Source organism: Sulfurovum xiamenensis (assembly GCF_030347995.1).
GTDB classification, from domain to species: Bacteria; Campylobacterota; Campylobacteria; order Campylobacterales; family Sulfurovaceae; genus Sulfurovum; species Sulfurovum xiamenensis.
Window position 1 is genome coordinate 38,700 of the sequence record NZ_JAQIBC010000002.1, and the last position, 20,048, is coordinate 58,747.

A 20,048-nucleotide genomic window follows, 5' to 3' on the forward strand; every position below is an offset into this window, starting at 1 on the left:
GAGTTAGCATGATATTGGCAGGAGATATAGGTGGTACAAAAACGAATCTCGCACTTTTTGAGCACAAAAATAAGAGACTGAATGTCATAGCACAGCATCAGTTTTCCAGTAGGGAGTTTTCAGATCTTAATGAAGTGATCATGCTATTTAGGCAAAAGACTTCACTGCCATCTATAGATGCGGCATGTTTCGGTATCGCAGGACCGGTCATTGAAGGGCGCTGCCGTACGACAAATCTACCCTGGGATATCACGACATCAGATCTGAAGGATCATTTAGGAATTCAAAAGGTACGTCTGCTGAATGATCTTGAAGCTACAGCCTATGGTATGTTGTATGTTCCTGAAGATGAATTTGTGGATCTTAATCCCAAAGGTCGTCAGATGGATGGAAATCGGGCAGTGATCGCTGCAGGTACTGGACTGGGAGAAGCGATGTTGTATTATGACGGCAGTGTCTATTATCCTATCGGCTCAGAAGGAGGGCATAGTGATTTTGCGCCTTTGACACCGCAGCAGGATGCACTGTTGAAATGGATGCGTAATCGCTATCCAGGACATGTGAGTTTTGAAAGAATACTCTCAGGCCCGGGGATCTATACACTCTATGAATTTTTAGTGGAAAACGATTTCTCCGCACAGCCCGCATCTATGTTGAACATACCCGAAGGGAAAGACCGTAGTGCAATGGTGAGTGAGTGTGCACTGAAGGAACACAACCCGCTCTGTATGGAGGCATTGAGACTTTTTGCAGAGATCTATGGTGCTGAAGCGGGAAACCTAGCCTTAAAAAGTATGTCACTTGGTGGAGTATATATCGGCGGTGGTATTGCTCCCAAAATCTTACAAATACTTGCCAATAACCATTTCATGAACGGTTTTTTAAGTAAAGGCCGTTTTAATGAGATGTTACAGGCAATGCAGGTGAAAGTCTCTTTAAATCCAGAAACTGCATTATTGGGAGCTGCCTATTATGCACATGATAGACTTTAAGGGCATACCTTTTTCAAAATCTACATTGCATAAAATATAGGCAAAAAAATGATTATATATGATTATATTGGGTTATAATGATTGATAGATAGTAACGTGTTATAATAAAAACGTGGCCTAAGAATTTGATAGAACAGTGATTTTACGAAGAGCGTGAAAGGAAGGTGGATCAAATGGATACAATGGAAAGTTTATGTGATATTACAATTTTTGGAGGGCATGGGGACCTGGCATTCAGGAAGTTGATGCCTGCATTGTACCATTTGAGCAATAGCGGTTATCTGGATGAGAAGAGTCGTATTATCACTGCCACCAGAGTACCAATGAGTAATGATGAACATTGTGATCTGGTGAAATCCAAACTCAAGGAGTTTTTATCTGATGATGCTTTTGAAGAGGAAAAATTTGAGTATTTTAAGGTACAGCTTCATGTCGTAACCATTGAATTTGACATCTTAGAGAGCTATAGAGGGCTGAAAGCGTTACTAGATGAGTATCCGGAACGTCAGAGGGTCAATTATCTTTCTACGGCACCTGATTTTTTTGGTACGATCTGTAAGTCTATGAGCAACTTGGAGCTCGTTACACCGCAAAGCAGGGTCGTGCTTGAAAAACCTATAGGAAGAGATCTTCAATCCTCACGTGTGATCAATGTTGAAGTACTGAAGTATTTTACAGAATCACAGATCTACCGTATCGACCACTATCTGGGTAAAGATACCGTACAGAATATCATGGCACTACGTTTTTCAAATAGATTTTTCATGCCGCTGTGGAATTCAAACCATATTGATCATGTACAGATCACTGTGGCTGAAAGTGTCGGTGTTGAAGGACGCTGGGGATATTACGATGATTATGGTGCAATGCGTGATATGGTACAAAACCACTTGATGCAGCTACTTTGTCTTATAGCCATGGAGCCGCCTTGCTCACTTGATGCGGACAGTGTACGTGATGAGAAGGTGAAAGTGCTCCGTTCGCTTCGTATGATGACACCTGCGGACATCGAACAAAAAACAGTACGTGCACAATATGCAAAAGGTTCAAGTGACGGCAAGCCTGTACCGGGTTATCTTGAGGGAGAAGGTGTGGAAGAAAGTACCACTGAAACCTTTGCTGCACTTCGTGTAGATATAGACAATTGGCGATGGAACGGAGTACCTTTTTATCTTAGAAGCGGTAAACGTATGAGACGTCGAAATTCTGAGATCGTGATTCACTTTAAAGGTGTGCCGCACTCTATTTTTGCCAATCAAGGTAAATGTATTTGGGAAAATAAACTTGTTATTGCATTGCAACCTAAAGAGAGTATCCATCTGCAACTGATGAATAAAGTTCCGGGTCTAAGTGAACAAATGATGTTAAAACCTGTTGAACTTGAACTCAATACCCCTTTAAAGGTAGCACATAAGCCAGATGCCTATGAGCGTTTACTTTTAGATGTGATCCGTGCGAATCCGACACTTTTTATGCGTTTAGATGAAGTGGAAGCAGCATGGAAATGGGCGGATGTGATCTTGGAGGGCTGGGCAGAGGATATGGTACCTATGAAAAGCTACAGTGCGGGAACCGATGGACCGAGCGCAGCAGTACAGCTGATCGCAAGAAGCGGCAGGAGTTGGCATGATGAGTAGGAGTGAACATCTTTTTAGCAACCAAGAAGCACTCATAGAGGCATTAAGTCAAAGTATACTGGCAAATCTTCAAAAAGCCATTGACGAAAAGGGAAAAGCCTCCCTACTTGTTTCTGGAGGCAGTACACCTAAACCTCTGTTTGAAAAACTTAGAAAAGCACTCTTTGACTGGGATAAAGTCACTGTAGGTCTTTGTGATGAACGATGGGTCGATACTTCCCAAGAAGAGAGCAATGAACATTTTGTCAAAAAATATCTGCTCCAGGAAGAGGCTGCTAAGGCTCACTTTATAGGAATGTATTGTAAAGATACGGATATCTATATGGCACAAAAGGTATGTACACAAAAGATGAAAGAGATACTTTCCCCTTTTGATGTACTCATCTTGGGTATGGGAACGGATGCACACACGGCGTCCCTTTTCCCGGAGAATATTAAACTTGAAGAGGCTTTTGATCTTAAAAATGAAAATTTCTGTATTACAATTGAACCCACAACAGCACCTTATACACGAATGAGTTTAACCCTTCATGCGATCTTGAGTGCCAAACATATCTATCTGCATTTTGAAGGAAAAGAGAAAATTGCAGTGTATGAAGAAGCGATTGGAGGAGAAGACATCTATACAATGCCTATACGCAGTGTATTGAACCAAGAGATTAAAGAGATAGAGGTATTTTACCGATGAATGAAGTTATACAAAAAGTGACAGAGAGAATTCGTGAACGCTCTTTAGAGAGCAGATCTATTTACCTGGACCGCATTGCTTCAGCCAAAGGACATGGTGTCAACCGTAATAAACTGGGATGCAGTAATTTAGCGCATGCAATGGCACCAATGGAAGAGGGTGAGAAAACATCGCTTGCTGGCCTTGAAAGCCCTAATATTGCTATCGTTACAGCCTATAACGATATGCTCTCTGCACATGAGCCCTATAAACTCTATCCACCATTGATCAAGCGTACATTGATGGATCTGGGTGCAACAGCACAGGTTGCAGGCGGGGTACCTGCAATGTGTGATGGGGTTACACAGTCACAGCCGGGTATGGAATTGAGTCTTTTCAGTCGTGATAATATTGCCATGGGAACTGCCATAGCACTTTCGCATAATGTCTATGACGGTGCACTCTATCTTGGTGTGTGTGACAAGATCGTTCCGGGGCTTGTGATCGGTGCTTTGGCCTTTGGTCATCTTCCCGGTGTATTCGTACCAGCAGGTCCTATGCCTTCAGGTATCAGCAATGCACAAAAAGCAAAAGTACGTCAAGAGTTTGCCCAAGGCAAAGTGAGTGAAGATGCTCTGCTTAAAGTCGAATCTGCCTCCTATCATAGCAGCGGTACCTGTACTTTCTACGGTACGGCAAACTCGAACCAAATGCTACTGGAGATGATGGGACTGCAACTTCCAAACAGCTCTTTCATCAATACCAATACCCCTTTACGGGAAGCATTGACCGCACATGCCGCAAAAACGGTTTTGACGATGACAGAGTTAAGAGGAATCTACAAACCTATCGCCGAGATCGTTGATGAAAAGAGCTTTGTTAATGCCATCGTAGGACTGATGGCAACAGGTGGTTCTACCAATCATACGATCCATCTTATCGCAATGGCAAGAGCTGCAGGGATCATACTGAATTGGGATGATTTTGATCAGATATCCAAAGTGACACCTCTGTTATGTAAAATGTATCCTAACGGACAGGCAGATGTGAACCATTTTAGAGATGCAGGAGGTATGAGTGTGGTGATCTCACAGCTTTTGGATGCAGGACTTGCGCATAATGATGTGGAGACGATCGTAGGTAGAGGCTTGGATACCTATATAGTGGAACCTGCTTTGGCTGAAAACATGTTGAAATTTGAACCGGGACCTCGTGTTTCGCGCAATACAGAGGTAGTGTCCAGTACACAGACACCTTTTAGTGAAGAGGGAGGGCTGAAACTTCTCAATGGGAACCTTGGACGCAGTGTCATCAAGACCTCTGCTTTGAAGCCTGAACAGTTTTTCATTGAAGCACCAGCGATCGTTTTTGAATCCCAGGAAGCTTTACAGGATGCCTTTCATAAGGGTGAGTTGGAAAAAGACTTTATTGCTGTCGTGCGTTACCAGGGTCCAAAAGCCAATGGAATGCCGGAGTTGCACGGACTCATGCCTCCGCTTGGTGCTCTTCAGGACAAGGGATATAAAGTTGCCATTATTACAGATGGACGTATGTCTGGTGCATCGGGTAAAGTGCCTTCAGCCATTCACTTTTCTCCTGAAGCTCTTGATGGAGGGTTGCTCTCAAAGGTAAAAACAGGTGATATGATCCGTTTTGATGCAAAAAAAGGAGAGATCATGCTTTTAGTTGAGGATACAGAGTTAAGTGCACGTACCGTTGAAAGACCGGACCATAGTGCCAATACCCACGGGTTTGGCAGGGAGCTTTTTGTCTCTGTACGTCAGAGTGTAGGTATGGCAGAGGAGGGTGCAAGTCTCTTTGATATTCCCGGTAAGGAGCGAGCATGACATCTGAAGCAGTGATGAAACTTTCACCTATCGTACCGGTCATAGCACTGGAGAGTGAGGAAGATGCACTCCCGCTTGCCAAGGCATTGCTAGAGGGCGGCATTAACATTATGGAGATCACACTTCGTACCCCGGCAGGTCTCAAAGCCATAGAGGTCATTTCAAAGGCTTTGCCGCAGATGCATGTTGGTGCGGGAACAGTACTCAATGCAAGTGATTTTAAAGATGCAGTGGACCATGGGGCAGCATTTGTCTTCAGTCCGGGTATCAGTGAGGAATTGATGCAGACTTCATGGGAACTGGATGTTGCTTTGATCCCAGGTGTGGCGACTGCTTCAGAAGTGATGCTTGCAAAAAATAACGGCTTTGAACATTGTAAACTCTTCCCCGCAACACTTGCAGGAGGGTTTGAGATACTCAAGGCATTTGGTGGACCATTTCCGAGTATGCGATTTTGCCCAACGGGAGGCGTGAATCTTAGCAATATCAACGATTTTCTTTCACTGGAGAATGTGCTTTGTGCAGGTGGAAGCTGGATCGTTCCCAAACAGTGTATGAAAGAAAAAGATTTTAAACAGATCACAACGCTTTGCATAGAAGCTATGCAGACCATAAAAGGAAAAATATAACATGATAAAAAACAAACTCTATTTTAGTGCAATCAGTAAAAGAGCAGAAGAGAAGGCATTTGATGCCATTGTGGAAGAACAAAAGAGTATAGGATATTATGCTTTGCCAGACCAGGACATTGGTCCCATACTTGAGTATTGTAGCAGTATTCCTGAGACTATAGAGACGATCGCGGTGATTGGGATCGGTGGAAGTTCTTTAGGTGCCAAGGCGGTCTATGAATTCATCAAACCGGTCAAAGAGCTCTCAAGGAAACTCTATTTTTTTGAAAGTACCGATCCTATAAATATCAATGAACTGCTCTCCAAATGTGATATGAATAAGACACATTTTTTGGTCATCTCCAAATCAGGAAGTACGGTAGAGACCTTTTCCATCTATAAATATATCTATTCTTTACAACAGGATCCCTCTTTTTATACTTTTATCACCGATCCGGGTTCTCCACTTGAAAAATATGCGCTAGAGATAGAAGCTTCTGTACTCTATCTTCCCGATAATGTAGGCGGTAGGTTCTCAGTGCTTTCAACGGTAGGGTTGGTACCTTTGGCACTATGTGGTATTGATATCAAGGATCTGTTAACTGGTGCACAAATGATCAAAGAGCGGTTCTTTGATAGAGGATATGTGTATGATATGCTGCTTGAAAAAGCGGTCTATTATGCTGAAAATCATGCACAGTACAGTATTAACTGTATTTTTGCCTATTCAGAAACACTGAAATACTTTTGTCAATGGTATGTGCAGCTCTGGGGAGAGAGTTTGGGAAAACACCAGCGTAACAGTGCTTTTCATGTAGGGCTTACACCTATCGGTCTGATCGGTCCTGAAGACCAACACTCTTTTTTACAGCTGATCATGGAAGGTACCAGAGATAAATCGGTCACTTTTATCAAGATCGAAGATTTTCATGACGATACCACAATACCAGACATTACACTACCGCATTTGGAAATGCTTGACACTCTAAACAATCTTCCTTTTTCTAAACTGATCAATATGCAGTGTGATTCTGTGATCGAAGCATTGTTGGATCAAAATAATATCCCTTTAGATACGATCACTATTCAAAGTGTGACAGAGTCAAATATCGGCTCTTTGATCTTCTATTATGAACTGCTTACATCTTTGGTGGGAGAACTGATAGATGTAAATACCTATGATCAGCCGGGCGTAGAAGCAGGAAAAATTATTCTGAAGAGTAAATTGCAAGAATTGTGATTAGCGTAATAAGTGTCAGGATCATACACTGTGTATTGTTTATAATTATATAGTATTATAAAAATAATTTTAAATTGTATATATATTAAACAATAATTTATGAATGATACTTTATTAATATGTTATAGTATGAGTATGAAACGATTAATATTTACCGATCTGGACGGTACTTTTTTAAATCATCATAATTACTCCTTTGAAGAGTCTTTCGAGGCACTGCAAAAAATCAAAGCAGCAGGGGTCCCTCTTATTTTTACAACCAGTAAAACGAAAGCTGAAGTTGAATATCTACAAGAAAAAGTTGGTATATCCGAACCTTTTATTGTTGAGAATGGCGCAGCACTTTTTATACCTGAAGGGTATCAAGGATTTGATCTGTCATTTCTAGAAAAGTATGATGATAAGAGAATCATGGTCTTTGGTAAATCATATACAAAAATTTTAGAATTCTATAGGCGCTACAAAGAGAGATGTAGTATGGCTGGTTTGAGTGATATGTCTGATGAAGAAATTGTACATTTAACCGGATTGAACCAGAGAGATGTGATCCTCGCAAAACAGCGTGACTTTACGGAACCATTTATTCTCAAAGATAAGACAAAATTAGAGGCATTAAAGAAGTCGGCTCACACTTATGGATTAAAAATCACGAAAGGCGGACGATTCTATCACATTATGAGTGAATTTCAGGATAAGGGAATTGCTGTGATCAAAACCATAGAACTTTTTGAAGATCTATATCATGAGAGAGTCAGTTCGATCGCTCTAGGTGACAGTCAAAACGATACTGCTATGCTTGAACATGTTGATATACCCATTTTGATTCAAAAATATGACGGAAGCTACCTTGAAACGAATGTACCCCATATACAAAAGTCAAGCTACCAAGGCAGTAAAGGTTGGAATGAGATGGTATTAAAATATGTCTAATATAAAATTACTCACACAGATCTATAACCAGGCACTTAAAGCGGTAAAAGCTGATACGATCATTCAAAACAATATCACCCTGAATGAAAAAGATCTCACCATTTGCAACACTGCCTATCCTTTGAAAAAGATCAACAAACTGTACCTCTTTTCCGTGGGGAAAGCAGGATTGGGTATGGCAAAGGCTGCAGAGAAGATCTTAGGCTCTCTGATACAAGGAGGTGTAGCCATTTCACATCAGGAAGGTCAATGCAGCTTCATTGAACATCATACTTCAACCCATCCTTTGGTTTCACAAAAGAGTATAGAGGGCGCAAATAAATTGATCGAAGCAATGCAGACAATGGGCAAAGATGATTTTTTCATCTTTTGTCTATCAGGTGGGGCTTCAGCTATGATCGAGAAACCGATTGAGGGTATCTGTTTAGAGAACTTTCAAAAAATTTCCTCCGCATTACTGGGATCAGGTATTGATATTCAGACACTCAATAGTGTACGAAAAGCCATATCTCAGATCAAAGGCGGCAAGCTGGCTGATCATACAAAGGCTAAAGGAGTGGTTCTAGTATTGAGTGATGTGATCGGTGATGACCTTAATACTATTGGTTCGGCCCCGATGATGAACGGCAAAGTACCTCACCATATTATCGGGAACAATACGATTGGCTTAAACGAGGCAAAAAAATATATCAGATCCAAAGTGGATAAGGTCAAGATAGTCACCAATACACTTAATGGAACCTCTAAGGGGGCTGCTAAATATCTTGCTAAGAAAATAGAAGCATATGACAAGAAATATGATTCTTTTTGTTTGCTTTTTGGCGGAGAGACAACCACAGAGGTGAAGGGAACGGGTAAAGGAGGTAGAAACCAGGAATTAGCTCTAAGACTACTGAACAAAGTTTTGGTCTCGGAGAAGATCTCGATCTTGATCGCTGGAAGTGACGGTATCGATGGGAATTCACCTGCGACAGGAGCCTTTTTAGAAACTGATATCTACAAAAAAATGAAAAAAAAGGGCTTGGATCCGAAAATCTATTTAAAAAACAGTGACAGTTACACGTTTTTTAACGCACTGGATGCTGACTTTTCCATAGGTCCTACAGGAACGAATGTTATGGATTTTATCATTATATTAAAAAAATAAAGGAATGCAATGGCAGATTTTTTTCAGAACGGATTGATCACAACACTACAAAACCTCTCAAACAGAACACTTGAAGAGATGGAGGCTGAACTAGAAAAATTCTCACAAAGACACAATATGGTACTACTTCTGCCTGCGCTCTATTCTGAATTTGAAACACCTGCTATGAAACAGATCCTTAAAGAACTGAAAGGGGTCAAATATCTTTATAAGATCATTTTGGGTTTGGACAGGGCAACGAAAGAGGAGTTTGAAAATGTCAAAATGATCATGGCTACCCTTGATGTGAGGGTAGATGTACTTTGGAATGATGGTCCTAACGTTCAAAAACTCTACCATGAGTTTAATGATCTGGGGTTTAACAGTATTAAGATCAAAGGAAAAGGTCGAAATGTATGGACAATGTTGGGTTATGCCCTTGCAGATAAAAATGCTTTTGCCTTTGCACTGCATGATTGTGACATTGTTAACTACAGTCGTGAAGTGCCTGCACGACTTTTTTACCCGATCATTCACCCGGCATTGGATTTTGAATTTAACAAAGGCTACTACTCACGTGTGACAGACAAACTGCATGGACGTGTAACAAGACTCTTTTATACGCCGCTGATCAAAGCACTTAAAAATACCTATGGAGAGAGTGCCTATTTAAACTATATGGATAGTTTCAGGTATGCACTCTCAGGAGAATTTGCCTTTACACGTACACTTGCGAGGGGTATTCGTATCTCTCCTACTTGGGGCTTAGAGGTCTCAACACTGAGTGAAGTCTATGATAAAACCTCTGTACGACGTATTTGTCAGACAGAGATCATGGATAGTTATGAGCATAAACACCAGGAACTCAGAGGAGAAAACCCTGCCCAAGAGCTTGAAGGCGGTGTAGCAAAGATGGCCATAGATATTGCCCAAACTATTTTCAGGGTTATGACGCAGAGTGGGGTGACATTTTCCAAAGAGTCACTCACCACACTACGAAGCTCATTTTTTCATGAGAGCAGAAAAGCCATCTCACGCTATGATGCTGTAGCGAAATTCAATGCTTTGAATTTTGATAGGAAAAAAGAGATAGATGCCGTTGAGACATTTGATACCGCACTCAAAGAGGCATGTGAAAGTTTTCTTGCTGATCCTCTTGGGGTTCCTTCCCTTTCAGCATGGACCAGTATACGTTCTGTATGTCCAGAGATATCGGAACGCTTTAAAGCAACTGTCAATAAGGATAATGCTTCATGTTAGAAAGAGATAGTAAAGAAAGATTGAACCTCATTAAATATTCTCTTGAGAATATTTACAGCCAAGCAGATGCCGCTTTGGCATATGATGCTGTAGTTACACTGATCAAGGAGTACCAAGGGAAAGTTGAAAGTAAACCTTATGTAATGAGTGAAAAAGATGTGATACTCATCACCTACGGTGATCAGATCTTTCATGAAGGAGAAACGGCATTAGCTACACTTCACCGATTTTTAAAGGAGTATGTACAAGACTGCATTAACAGTGTACATATTTTGCCATTTTACCCTTACTCCAGTGATGATGGTTTTTCAATTGTTGATTACAAGGCCGTCTGTCCCTTAAAAGGTTCATGGAAAAATATTAAAGCACTGAATCAGGATCACCGTCTTATGTTTGATGGTGTGATCAACCATATGAGCCAACTGAGTCACTGGTTTGAGAAGTTCCTAGCCAATGATCCTGAATATTATGACTTTTTTACCGAACTTGATCCTTCACTCGATCTATCGGCGGTGGTACGCCCCCGAACTACTCCTCTGCTCACCGAGTTCATTGATGATGAAGGGAGTATTCGTCATGTTTGGACAACGTTCAGTGCTGATCAAGTAGACTTGAATTATGCGAACTATAAAGTATTACTAAAAGTCCTCGATGTATTACTTTCGTATATAGAAAGAGGTGCATCGCTGATAAGACTTGATGCCATTGCTTTTATCTGGAAAGAGATAGGTACAAACTGTGTGCATCTACCACAGACCCATGAATTGATACAAATGATGCGCGAGGTGATCCATGCAGTGGCTCCTGAGATCATTATCATTACAGAGACCAATGTACCACACGATGAAAATATCTCCTATTTCGGCAATGGATCTGATGAAGCACATATGGTGTACAACTTTGCCCTGCCTCCGCTCTTGGCCTTTTCTATTTTATCAGGAGACACGACTAAATTGACAGCCTGGGCCAAGACATTAAAACTTCCAAGTGACATGGTCTGTTTTTTTAATTTTACAGCAAGTCATGATGGTATCGGTGTACGAGCAGTGAGTAATATTCTTGATAAGGATGAATTAAACTTTTTGGTCAACTCTTGCAAAGCACATGGTGGTTTAGTTTCGTATCGTAGTGTGGGTGGGGAGGAGAAATCTCCTTATGAGTTAAACTGTAGCTATATAGATATTTTAACCAGTCCTGATGAGGATGATACATTGCGACTCAAACGTATGATCCTTTCTCAAGCCGTTGTTTTGGCAATGCCAGGGGTTCCAGGTATCTATTTTCATTCACTTGTAGGATCACGAAATTATCATGAAGCAGTAAGAAAAACGAGACGAAACCGAGCCATCAATCGTGAGAAATTAAATTTTGACAATATCAAAGAGGAGCTGAGTGAAGAGGGGAGTCTACGAAATAATTTGTTTAAACGTTATAAACAACTTATTTCGATACGTATTCATGAACCCTGTTTTGACCCTTTTGCCAAGTTCGAATTTTTGGCACTTGGCAAAGAGATCTTCGCTATAAAACATTATGGTAAAGAGAGTAATGAGTTTCTTATCGCACTGCACAATTTCCAAAAAACGGAAGTTGAAGTGGATCTTTCACCCTATAAAGAAGGTGTCCTGATGGATATTATTTCTCATCGACAAATATTAGAAGGAAAATTTATCATGCAACCCTATGAGATATTGTGGCTGAAACCATTAAAAGAAGGAGAAAAGAAAAATGATTAAAAAATGTTTATTTCCCGCTGCCGGATACGGTACACGCTTTTTACCTGCGACCAAAGCCACACCAAAAGAGATGCTTCCTATCTTGACCAAACCACTGATACAGTATGGGGTAGAAGAGGCAAGTGATGCCGGTATGGATGTCATGGCGATCATTACAGGGCGTGGTAAAAGGGCGTTGGTAGAACATTTTGATATCTCTTATGAGCTGGAGCATCAAATCAAAGGAAGTTCCAAAGAAGATCTACTGAAGAGTACAAGGGAGATGATGGATAAATGTACCTTTACGTTTACCAGACAAAAAGAGATGTTGGGACTTGGCCATGCGATTTTAAAAGGTGAGCCTTTGATAGGTAATGAGCCTTTTGGTGTGATCTTGGCAGATGATCTCTGTGTGAATGAGGAGGGGGACAATGTTCTAGCCCAATTGGTAAAGATCTATGAGAAGTATAAATGTTGTGTGGTTGCCATTCAGGAAGTGCCTAAAGAAGAGACGTATAAATATGGTGTGATCGATGGAAAAGAGATCCAGGATGATGTTTTTATGATCTCCGATATGGTGGAAAAACCAGACCCTGAAGATGCTCCTTCAAATCTGGCGATCATTGGACGATATATTCTCACACCTGATATTTTTCGAACCATTGAAGAGACAAAAACCGGTAAGAACGGTGAATTACAAATTACTGATGCTTTGATGAATCATGCCAAAAAAGGTATGGTATTGGCTTACAAGTTTAAAGGGAAACGCTTTGACTGTGGGAGTGTCGACGGTTTTGTGCAAGCCACCAACTATTTTTATGATAAGTTGAAACAAGAAACTGAATGATTACTTCCCGTGAAGATTGTAATGCTGATAGCTCCTATTCATTATTGGTTAAAAGTATCTCTTGCAGTTCATCTGCAGACATAGGGTAAAAATAGTAGTGTCCTTGTACATATTTACACTTTTTACTTTTTAGAAAATTGATCTGTTCTATCGTCTCTACACCCTCTGCTATGACCTTAAGATTTAGACTCTTTGCAAGTGCTATGATAGAGTTAATAATAGTAAGATCCTCTTCATCTTCAGGGATATCTTCAATAAATGATTTATCGATCTTAAGTCTGTTAATGGGTAGACGCTTTAAAAGAGACAAGGAGGAGTATCCTGTTCCGAAGTCGTCGATGGAAATATTGATTCCCAGTTTACTGACCTGTTTGAGTTTATTAATGATCTCCATAGCATTTTTCATCATATGACCTTCTGTGATTTCCAATTCCAGCCACTCTGGTTTGAAACCATAACTGTCCATAGTGTTTTGAATTCTATAGATGAAATTAGGAGCTTCTAAGTGTCTCATGGAAATATTTAATGCAAGTTTCCCTGGGTCTAAACCGTCATGATACCATTTGGAAACCTGTTTCATAGTTGTATGCATTACCCAGTCATCAATTTCAAGTATCATACCAGTCTCTTCTGCCAATGAAATAAATTTTTTAGGTGTTAGCAGACCTTTGCTTGGATGCTGCCATCGCAACAGTGCCTCGATCCCCACCAATGTATCGGTAGCGATATCGACCTGCGGTTGATAGTGAATTATAAACTCTTCGTTGTCAATGGCTTGACGTAAACTGGTTTTCATCTGCATTTGTTCCAGAGCATGTTTAGTCATTTCAGGTCTATAGAACTGAAAATTGTTACGTCCGCTTTCTTTTGCCCTATACATTGCCGTATCAGCATACTTTAGAAGGTCTTTCTCATTATTTGCATCTTGGGGATAAAGACTGATACCGATACTGCTTGTTATATATAATACATGCTCATCAACATGTATGGGTTTAGCAAACATATTGAGAATGGCATGTCCTAATTTAGATACATCTTCTGAATAGGTTATATCTTCCATGATGATCGTAAATTCATCTCCGGCCAAACGGGCAAGTGTATCTTCTTTTCGGATGGAACTTTTGAGTATGGCCGTTATGATTTTTAGTACTCTGTCTCCCACATCATGACCCAAGGAGTCATTGATCTCTTTAAATTTATCCAAGTCGATAAAAAAGAGTGCCAACCCTTTCTCTTGTTTTTTTGCCTTTTTGATCCCTTGTTTTAAGCGAATGTTAAATAGTGCACGGTTAGGAAGTCCAGTAAGTGAATCATGATTGGCTTGGTGATGTAAGATATCTTTTTGTTTTTCTATTTCTTTTTCAGCTTCTGTACGTTCCTGTATATCTCTGGTCAACTGCTCTTTAGTGATCTCAAGCTCTTGCGTTTTCTTTAATAATTGTTGATTTATACTAAGAAGGTCATTGGTTTTTTGTTGGATCTTCGTTTCTAAAAACTTTTGATTGCTCTTTTTTGCTTTTAAAAGTATCTTTTGTTTTTGTAACTTCTTGAGATTCAGTTCACGGTACTTGTTGGTCAAGATAATTGTAAAGAAGATAATCTCAATAAAAGAACCTACAAGAAAAGCGTATCTATTTATGTCTGTATTGTCCAAGAGACCATTAAAGGTCAAAGTCATCATACCCATAGCAGGCATATAGATGATCAGTGCAATGAGATAGTATCTGGCACCGATAAGACCTTGATACAAGGCTTTGACCGCAACCACAAGGAGGAGGGTAAAGAACAATGATGAATAGATGTTAAATGCTAAACAGGCAAAAGGGGTATCCTGTGATATCAGCAGTGCAAACAGTAAAAAAATGGCTGCAGATAATCTAAAGAGCTTATCGATCATTGGCATACGTGTTTTTAACTCCAAAAAACGGCCTGAGAATAGTACCAGAAAGAATACAACGATCGTACCTACGACATGCAGACCTTGACTCCAGCCGGGAAAACCGAACTCTAAGTAAAACCCACTTTTCATAGCGATAAAGACAATAAAAGAGAGTATATATGCAATGTAATAAGCAAAGATACGATTTTTAATGACGATCAGGTTATACATACTGAAGAGGATTATAATGAATAAGATAGAAGCATAGATGATGTAGATGTCAGTAATATCGATACGGTTGGGTCTAAAAAACTCGTCTTCAGTGAAGATCATAAATTCACCAATATGTCCGGAAAGTGTCTGACCTTTTATATAGTATGTCACACTTTCACCCGGTAAGATATGTAGTTTATAGGCGGGATTATAGTTTTGAATACTTCTTTCTTGAAGGCTTACTTTGAGACCATTTTTTTGTATAGTCCATGTATCATTCATTTTAGTATACAGGTCCAACGTTGACCAAAAAGGTTCTGTAAAATAAAGGACATAATCTTTACTGTCGCTATGATTGGTCACATTGAGTTTTAACCATGCTGTTCCCGAATAATATCCTTGAGAAAATTGATTGGGTATGACCTTTGTACACTCTATCTTTTCAATGTCATGAATACCCAGAGTACTGCTCTCATCATAAAAATAGCGGAGTGTAAAGTGGTCATATTTATCTGTTTCATCGGTAAGTGTGACTGTGGCATACGATGTCACTGCAGATAAAAGTAATACAACGAAGATTTTTCTAAACATGTTATCCAGCTATGTATATGAATATGTATTGTTACTAAAAGCCCTTAAAGTGATTATTATAGATTATAATAGTTTATTCTTAACTTTAATGTATTTAAACTAAAGAGATGTTTGTGATTTTAAGTGGAAGTGTCTGTACAGACTCTAAAAGATGGTTTTAGAGAAAAAGTCTCTAGCTAAGATAAAGCAACTAAAGGTGTATATTATGCTTTTCTACTCTCTTTTCTTCTCTCTGTATCATTGAATGTAGTAGAGGTTAGATCTCTAAAGTCATCATTGAGGCTCACACCTGCCATTCTTTCAAATTCTTCAAAATCAGCAGATAATACGGTGAATGAAATTTCTGTAACATGAACCATGTTCCATTTTTCGGCAAATACCTCTTTTTGGAATGCAACATGAACGGATGTAGGATGATCTTCTTCCGTATCGACCTCTTTTCTCTTTTTGCTCTCGTAGGCATATCTTATAAACATCGGTACCAGTTCCAGTTCTTTGATCTGGTCTATTTTTTCCTGCTTTGCTTTGGCAATGGTCTCTTCATCTGCATTGACATCCTCACAGCCAAAATATCTTCCTGTGAGCACTCTATTGAAAGTTCTCCCAGGAGGATTCGGAACATCTGTTTGTTCCTTTTTTTTACCAAATAGTTTTTTCAATATCTCTATCATACACCTTCCTTCGCTTTTAATATTATACAATATATTATAAATTTTAAGAATAGATGTCTATATTTTTTAAAAATAATGAAGACAGGTGTAGATATGAACGCTATTTGTTTGATATGCATCTTAAATTGTTATATAAATCGATAAAATAATAGATCATAAATATAATTATTTGCTTTACAAATGCTACTTGTTATTAGATGGTTGCGTAAGATTTATTTAATTAAATATCCAATATAATGAACCACGAAAAATTACTTTTAAATAGTATTGATTGAGCCAAACTTGTTGTGAAGCAGGGACGGAAAGCTATGGGTCTTATGAAATAAGATCGCCAAGTTGCTACATTTTCATATGTATATGTTATGTGCAGTTCTTCTTTCCTCTTTTATGCATAAATCTTATTAAATTTAAAATTATTTTTGTTCTAACAAAAATGACCCGTATCATAGAATGTATGACATTTTAGAAGCATTTTTAAAAATGCAATATCTACAGTAGAGGATTATCATGTACGTAAGAAATGAGACCATAGAAGAAGAAAATTTAGATTGGGGTGAGCTTACAGAAACATCAAAAGATAATCAAGATAAACTTATCGAAGATATGAAAGAGGAAGCTGCTCAAGAGCCTATCCCTCAGAAAAAGAAAATATTTTTGAATAACCATGCCAAAATTCAAAAAATAGGCGCGAAGTTTACTCTAAAAAATGAATTGACAGATCTTATTAAGCAAAATACAGAAATTTCTTTACTTTTGGCTATTGTCTTTCTCCCTTATATACTGGGATTTGTTATTAGTTACTTTTTATTTTATTTCTATGGTGGCATGTCGATCAATAACTTTCTCTCTGTAGAACAGGTACCTACGACCATTGAACTATGGTCCATCGGTGCATATTTATTTGTAACTGTTGGTGCTGTTTTGGCTTTTTTTATTCCGTAGTTTGACGTCGATTAATCATAGCATTATGCTGTTTGTATCATGCTATGAACTACACTTATCTAGCATATAGCTTTTAAAACTTTTCTATTGACCTAACTTTCCATTACAATCATTTTTCTATTTTTGCTATCAATACTAGATACATGTTTAAAAATAAGTATGATCGCTTTTTGTTTTATGTATTACAGGTAAGATATGTAAGGATTTAAAAATGTTAGATTTTTATTAGTTCATTCCACCCATATGAGGGTGGAATAAAGAAGTTTCACTAGAGCGTTTCAGTATAACTTCCTACTTCTGTTACCAGATGTTTTGCAGCATCGCTTGCTGCCTGGTCTAAGAATCCAGTTGCTGGATCAACGATGAATTGACCATTGGCACCTTTTTGCATATAGTAGACTTTATACGTAGCGTTTACGCCTGTTTTACCAGAGATATCATAGGTAAAGGTATAGGTCTCTGTCTCATTAGGACTTAAACGTGTATCTTTGTCAACTAAATTAGAGTCAAATCCAGGACGCACTACAAATACAGGATCTGTATTAGGATCACTATCTAGGTCATATTTTTTACCTGTTTCATGTCCGTAGATACGTGTAAAGTTCGTCGTGTCTGAAGCATCTACGATCGCTGCATTAAACACTGTTCCTGTGGTTTTACCATCAGTAACTGTTTGATTTTTTACAGTTCCATCTGTAGCTGAAATAGTTACCTTACCTGTCTCATAACTTGCAAAGTTTTGAGAAGCAATAGCACTACCGTCAAGATCAGCTACTTTTCCTGGGAAGTCAAGGTTTGCACTTCCGTTTTCCATTACTGTGACAGTTGGATCTTGTGAGTTATCCAGTGTTTTACCTGTAAGTGTTGCTAATGTATTAGTAGCATCTGTGAATGTGGATATACCACTTGTAGATGTTGGTGTGAGTCTATTCCCTTCTGCATCTGTAACAATGAGACGTGTAAGCACTCTTCTCATAGGATGTGCTCCTGGAAACATATGACCTGTTTTATTTGATAATGTTGTTGAAACGATCAAAATATCTCCCACTTGCCAAGCATTAACACTTGCATCAAAACCACTTTTTATTTTTGCAACTGCTGCAACTTTGTCTCCACCTGTCTTTGAAGCACCCAGGAATCCATGTGAATTCAACCATTTACCAACTACCGGACTTTCATCCCTTAGGTTTTCCGGATCTGCCGGGTCAAAGTGTGGTGTTAAGGCAGGGTTATCTGCAAGGGTGAACAGCTTGTCAGGTCGTGCCCATTGGTGAAGTACCGTACCTTCGATCTTCTCCATATGACACTTTTGACATTTTGGAGAGCTCATCGTGTCATCCATATTGTTATCACCACCTGTTGTGACTGCATTCCATGTAGAACATAATTCCATAAATTTTCCAGCACCATCTTCTCCACCTGGTACTGCTGCACCCGCACTTCTTTGGTGACAAGAGAGACATAACGCTTTTCCATGATCTGCAAAGTGATTAAACTCTGAACCATCACCACTGAATGCAGGGTTCAAATGTGCATCGGCAAAGTTTGGATTAATATAGGCTGATCTGTTTGTCTCATCAGTTTCATTCTCATTGGAGATACCTGTGACACCAAACGGTCCATAGAACGGTCCACCCGTAAAGTGTACTTTTCCATCCGTACCATTGATATCTTTTCTTGCCATAGAGTAACGTCCATCTTTCGCTCTATTGGTGGTATCTGTTGCATCACCTAATGCAGTATAATCTTTTGGTTTCTCAGGTCCCCAGAGTCTAAAGAACTTGTTCATATCCGGATTAGTTGCATCAGTACTATAACTGAGTATATCCCCAACATCAGCTTTAATCGGTCCATGTGGTCCTACTCTCATAGTATTTGCTAATGTGTATGTATCTCCTGATTGCATCAAACGAGGTGTCTCTATACTATGACAGAACGCACAGTTAATACCTTCACGGTTTGCCTCATGTCCGATCTGGAATGTAGCTTTATAGACCACATTTTGGTGACTGTTTGCAGCGATTACAGCAATCTCTCCATTCGCATCATTCACTTCATGTGTACTTTTCAATGCAAGTAATTCTGAATTATTTATATCAGTGGCATCTTGCAATTCTGTAACAGTTACCTGTACATCGCCAGCATAGTAAGCACTTGGAGCATGACACTTGATACAGGTTTGGGCTGCACCACTAAACATATTTTTAGTCCCAATTCCAACAGAGGCTTGTTCATATAATATATCTTTTGTCTCACCAATTTTTGCTAAATGAGTACGTAAGAAATCCTGAAACTTACTTTGGAAAATAGGATCCGTCCATGATTTTCCATGCATGGAACCTTTCCATGTATCGTACAACTCATTGTGACAGTTCTGACACTTTTTATCGGCACTGTCAAATAGAGTATGATTAAAATCTACACCAGTATGATATTCAGCAGCTGCAGCTGATAGAGGTGATACACGTGTACCACCAGTATAGTCCACATAGGTAATATTCTGATCTGTGACTATCTGATACCCTAACTCACCTGGAGCAGGATCACTGTCCGTAATAGTTGTTACCGTGGATGTGCTGCTACCACCACCACATCCGCTTAATGAAAACACAATGCCTGTACCCAGCACGAGCATTAATGATTTAACATTTAACTTCATTCTTCTTCCTTTTAGTCTAATGTTTATTAAGACACTGAGTGTCCACCATTAGATATTAGAATACTAATATCTCCCCCTATGAATTGATATAAAACAATCCATTTTAATTTTAAACTATAAGTGTTAAGTAAGTGTTAAATAAAACTTTATCTTATGATAAATTATTTTGAAGAAGTCAAATTCTTACATTGCTTTTATCAGTATAAAGATCAAGTATGACA

The 20,048-nt window shown here is 39.2% G+C and carries 15 protein-coding genes and 1 riboswitch; of the genes, 12 read left to right on the top strand and 3 right to left on the bottom strand.

Annotation, left to right across the window (positions count from 1 at the left end):
- Window positions 1–8 precede the first annotated feature (8 nt).
- The 11 genes from glk (at window position 9) to galU (ending at window position 12,872) form a co-directional block, all read left to right on the top strand.
- Complete coding sequence (gene glk / locus PF327_RS03340; protein ID WP_289401333.1) at window positions 9–992, top strand: glucokinase; 984 nt, start codon at window positions 9–11, stop codon at window positions 990–992.
- A gap of 173 nt (window positions 993–1,165) precedes the next feature.
- Complete coding sequence (gene zwf, locus PF327_RS03345) at window positions 1,166–2,629, top strand: glucose-6-phosphate dehydrogenase (RefSeq protein WP_289401334.1); 1,464 nt, start codon at window positions 1,166–1,168, stop codon at window positions 2,627–2,629.
- Window positions 2,619–3,317, top strand: coding sequence for a 6-phosphogluconolactonase (pgl, locus tag PF327_RS03350; RefSeq protein ID WP_008243115.1), 699 nt, complete (start codon window positions 2,619–2,621; stop codon window positions 3,315–3,317). Before zwf ends, pgl begins: the two co-directional genes overlap by 11 nt.
- Window positions 3,314–5,143, top strand: coding sequence for a phosphogluconate dehydratase (edd, locus tag PF327_RS03355; RefSeq protein ID WP_289401335.1), 1,830 nt, complete (start codon window positions 3,314–3,316; stop codon window positions 5,141–5,143). Before pgl ends, edd begins: the two co-directional genes overlap by 4 nt.
- Window positions 5,140–5,772, top strand: a complete 633-nt coding sequence (gene eda / locus PF327_RS03360; RefSeq protein ID WP_289401336.1) for a bifunctional 4-hydroxy-2-oxoglutarate aldolase/2-dehydro-3-deoxy-phosphogluconate aldolase — start codon at window positions 5,140–5,142, stop codon at window positions 5,770–5,772. The genes edd and eda overlap by 4 nt, the downstream gene beginning before the upstream one ends.
- A gap of 1 nt (window position 5,773) precedes the next feature.
- Window positions 5,774–6,994, top strand: a complete 1,221-nt coding sequence (locus tag PF327_RS03365; RefSeq protein WP_434481329.1) for a glucose-6-phosphate isomerase — start codon at window positions 5,774–5,776, stop codon at window positions 6,992–6,994.
- Between the two features lie 135 nt (window positions 6,995–7,129).
- Window positions 7,130–7,924 (top strand): HAD-IIB family hydrolase, encoded by a 795-nt coding sequence (locus tag PF327_RS03370; RefSeq protein ID WP_289401337.1) that lies wholly within the window; start codon window positions 7,130–7,132, stop codon window positions 7,922–7,924.
- Entirely contained in the window at window positions 7,917–9,071 is a 1,155-nt protein-coding gene (locus PF327_RS03375) for a glycerate kinase type-2 family protein (RefSeq protein WP_289401338.1), read from the top strand. Before PF327_RS03370 ends, PF327_RS03375 begins: the two co-directional genes overlap by 8 nt.
- A gap of 9 nt (window positions 9,072–9,080) precedes the next feature.
- Window positions 9,081–10,310, top strand: coding sequence for a glycosyltransferase family protein (locus PF327_RS03380; protein WP_289401339.1), 1,230 nt, complete (start codon window positions 9,081–9,083; stop codon window positions 10,308–10,310).
- Entirely contained in the window at window positions 10,304–12,046 is a 1,743-nt protein-coding gene (locus tag PF327_RS03385) for a sugar phosphorylase (protein ID WP_008243099.1), read from the top strand. Before PF327_RS03380 ends, PF327_RS03385 begins: the two co-directional genes overlap by 7 nt.
- Window positions 12,039–12,872 (top strand): UTP--glucose-1-phosphate uridylyltransferase GalU, encoded by an 834-nt coding sequence (gene galU, locus PF327_RS03390; protein ID WP_289401340.1) that lies wholly within the window; start codon window positions 12,039–12,041, stop codon window positions 12,870–12,872. The genes PF327_RS03385 and galU overlap by 8 nt, the downstream gene beginning before the upstream one ends.
- A 34-nt stretch (window positions 12,873–12,906) precedes the next feature.
- Here the strand turns inward: galU and PF327_RS03395 are convergent, their stop codons facing one another.
- On the bottom strand, window positions 12,907–15,555 hold the full coding sequence (locus tag PF327_RS03395) for an EAL domain-containing protein (protein WP_289401341.1): 2,649 nt from the start codon (window positions 15,553–15,555) through the stop codon (window positions 12,907–12,909).
- A 203-nt stretch (window positions 15,556–15,758) separates the two neighbouring features.
- A complete protein-coding gene (locus tag PF327_RS03400; RefSeq protein WP_289401342.1) occupies window positions 15,759–16,226 on the bottom strand; it encodes a hypothetical protein in 468 nt (155 codons plus the stop codon).
- A 265-nt stretch (window positions 16,227–16,491) separates the two neighbouring features.
- A riboswitch (cyclic di-GMP riboswitch) is annotated at window positions 16,492–16,570 on the top strand.
- A gap of 163 nt (window positions 16,571–16,733) precedes the next feature.
- Here PF327_RS03400 and PF327_RS03405 point away from each other — a divergent pair.
- Window positions 16,734–17,168 carry a hypothetical protein gene (locus PF327_RS03405; RefSeq protein WP_289401343.1) on the top strand — a complete coding sequence of 145 codons (435 nt, stop codon included), beginning with the start codon at window positions 16,734–16,736 and terminating at the stop codon, window positions 17,166–17,168.
- Between the two features lie 268 nt (window positions 17,169–17,436).
- Here the strand turns inward: PF327_RS03405 and PF327_RS03410 are convergent, their stop codons facing one another.
- Window positions 17,437–19,827 (bottom strand): hypothetical protein, encoded by a 2,391-nt coding sequence (locus tag PF327_RS03410; protein ID WP_289401344.1) that lies wholly within the window; start codon window positions 19,825–19,827, stop codon window positions 17,437–17,439.
- Window positions 19,828–20,048: the final 221 nt, after the last annotated feature.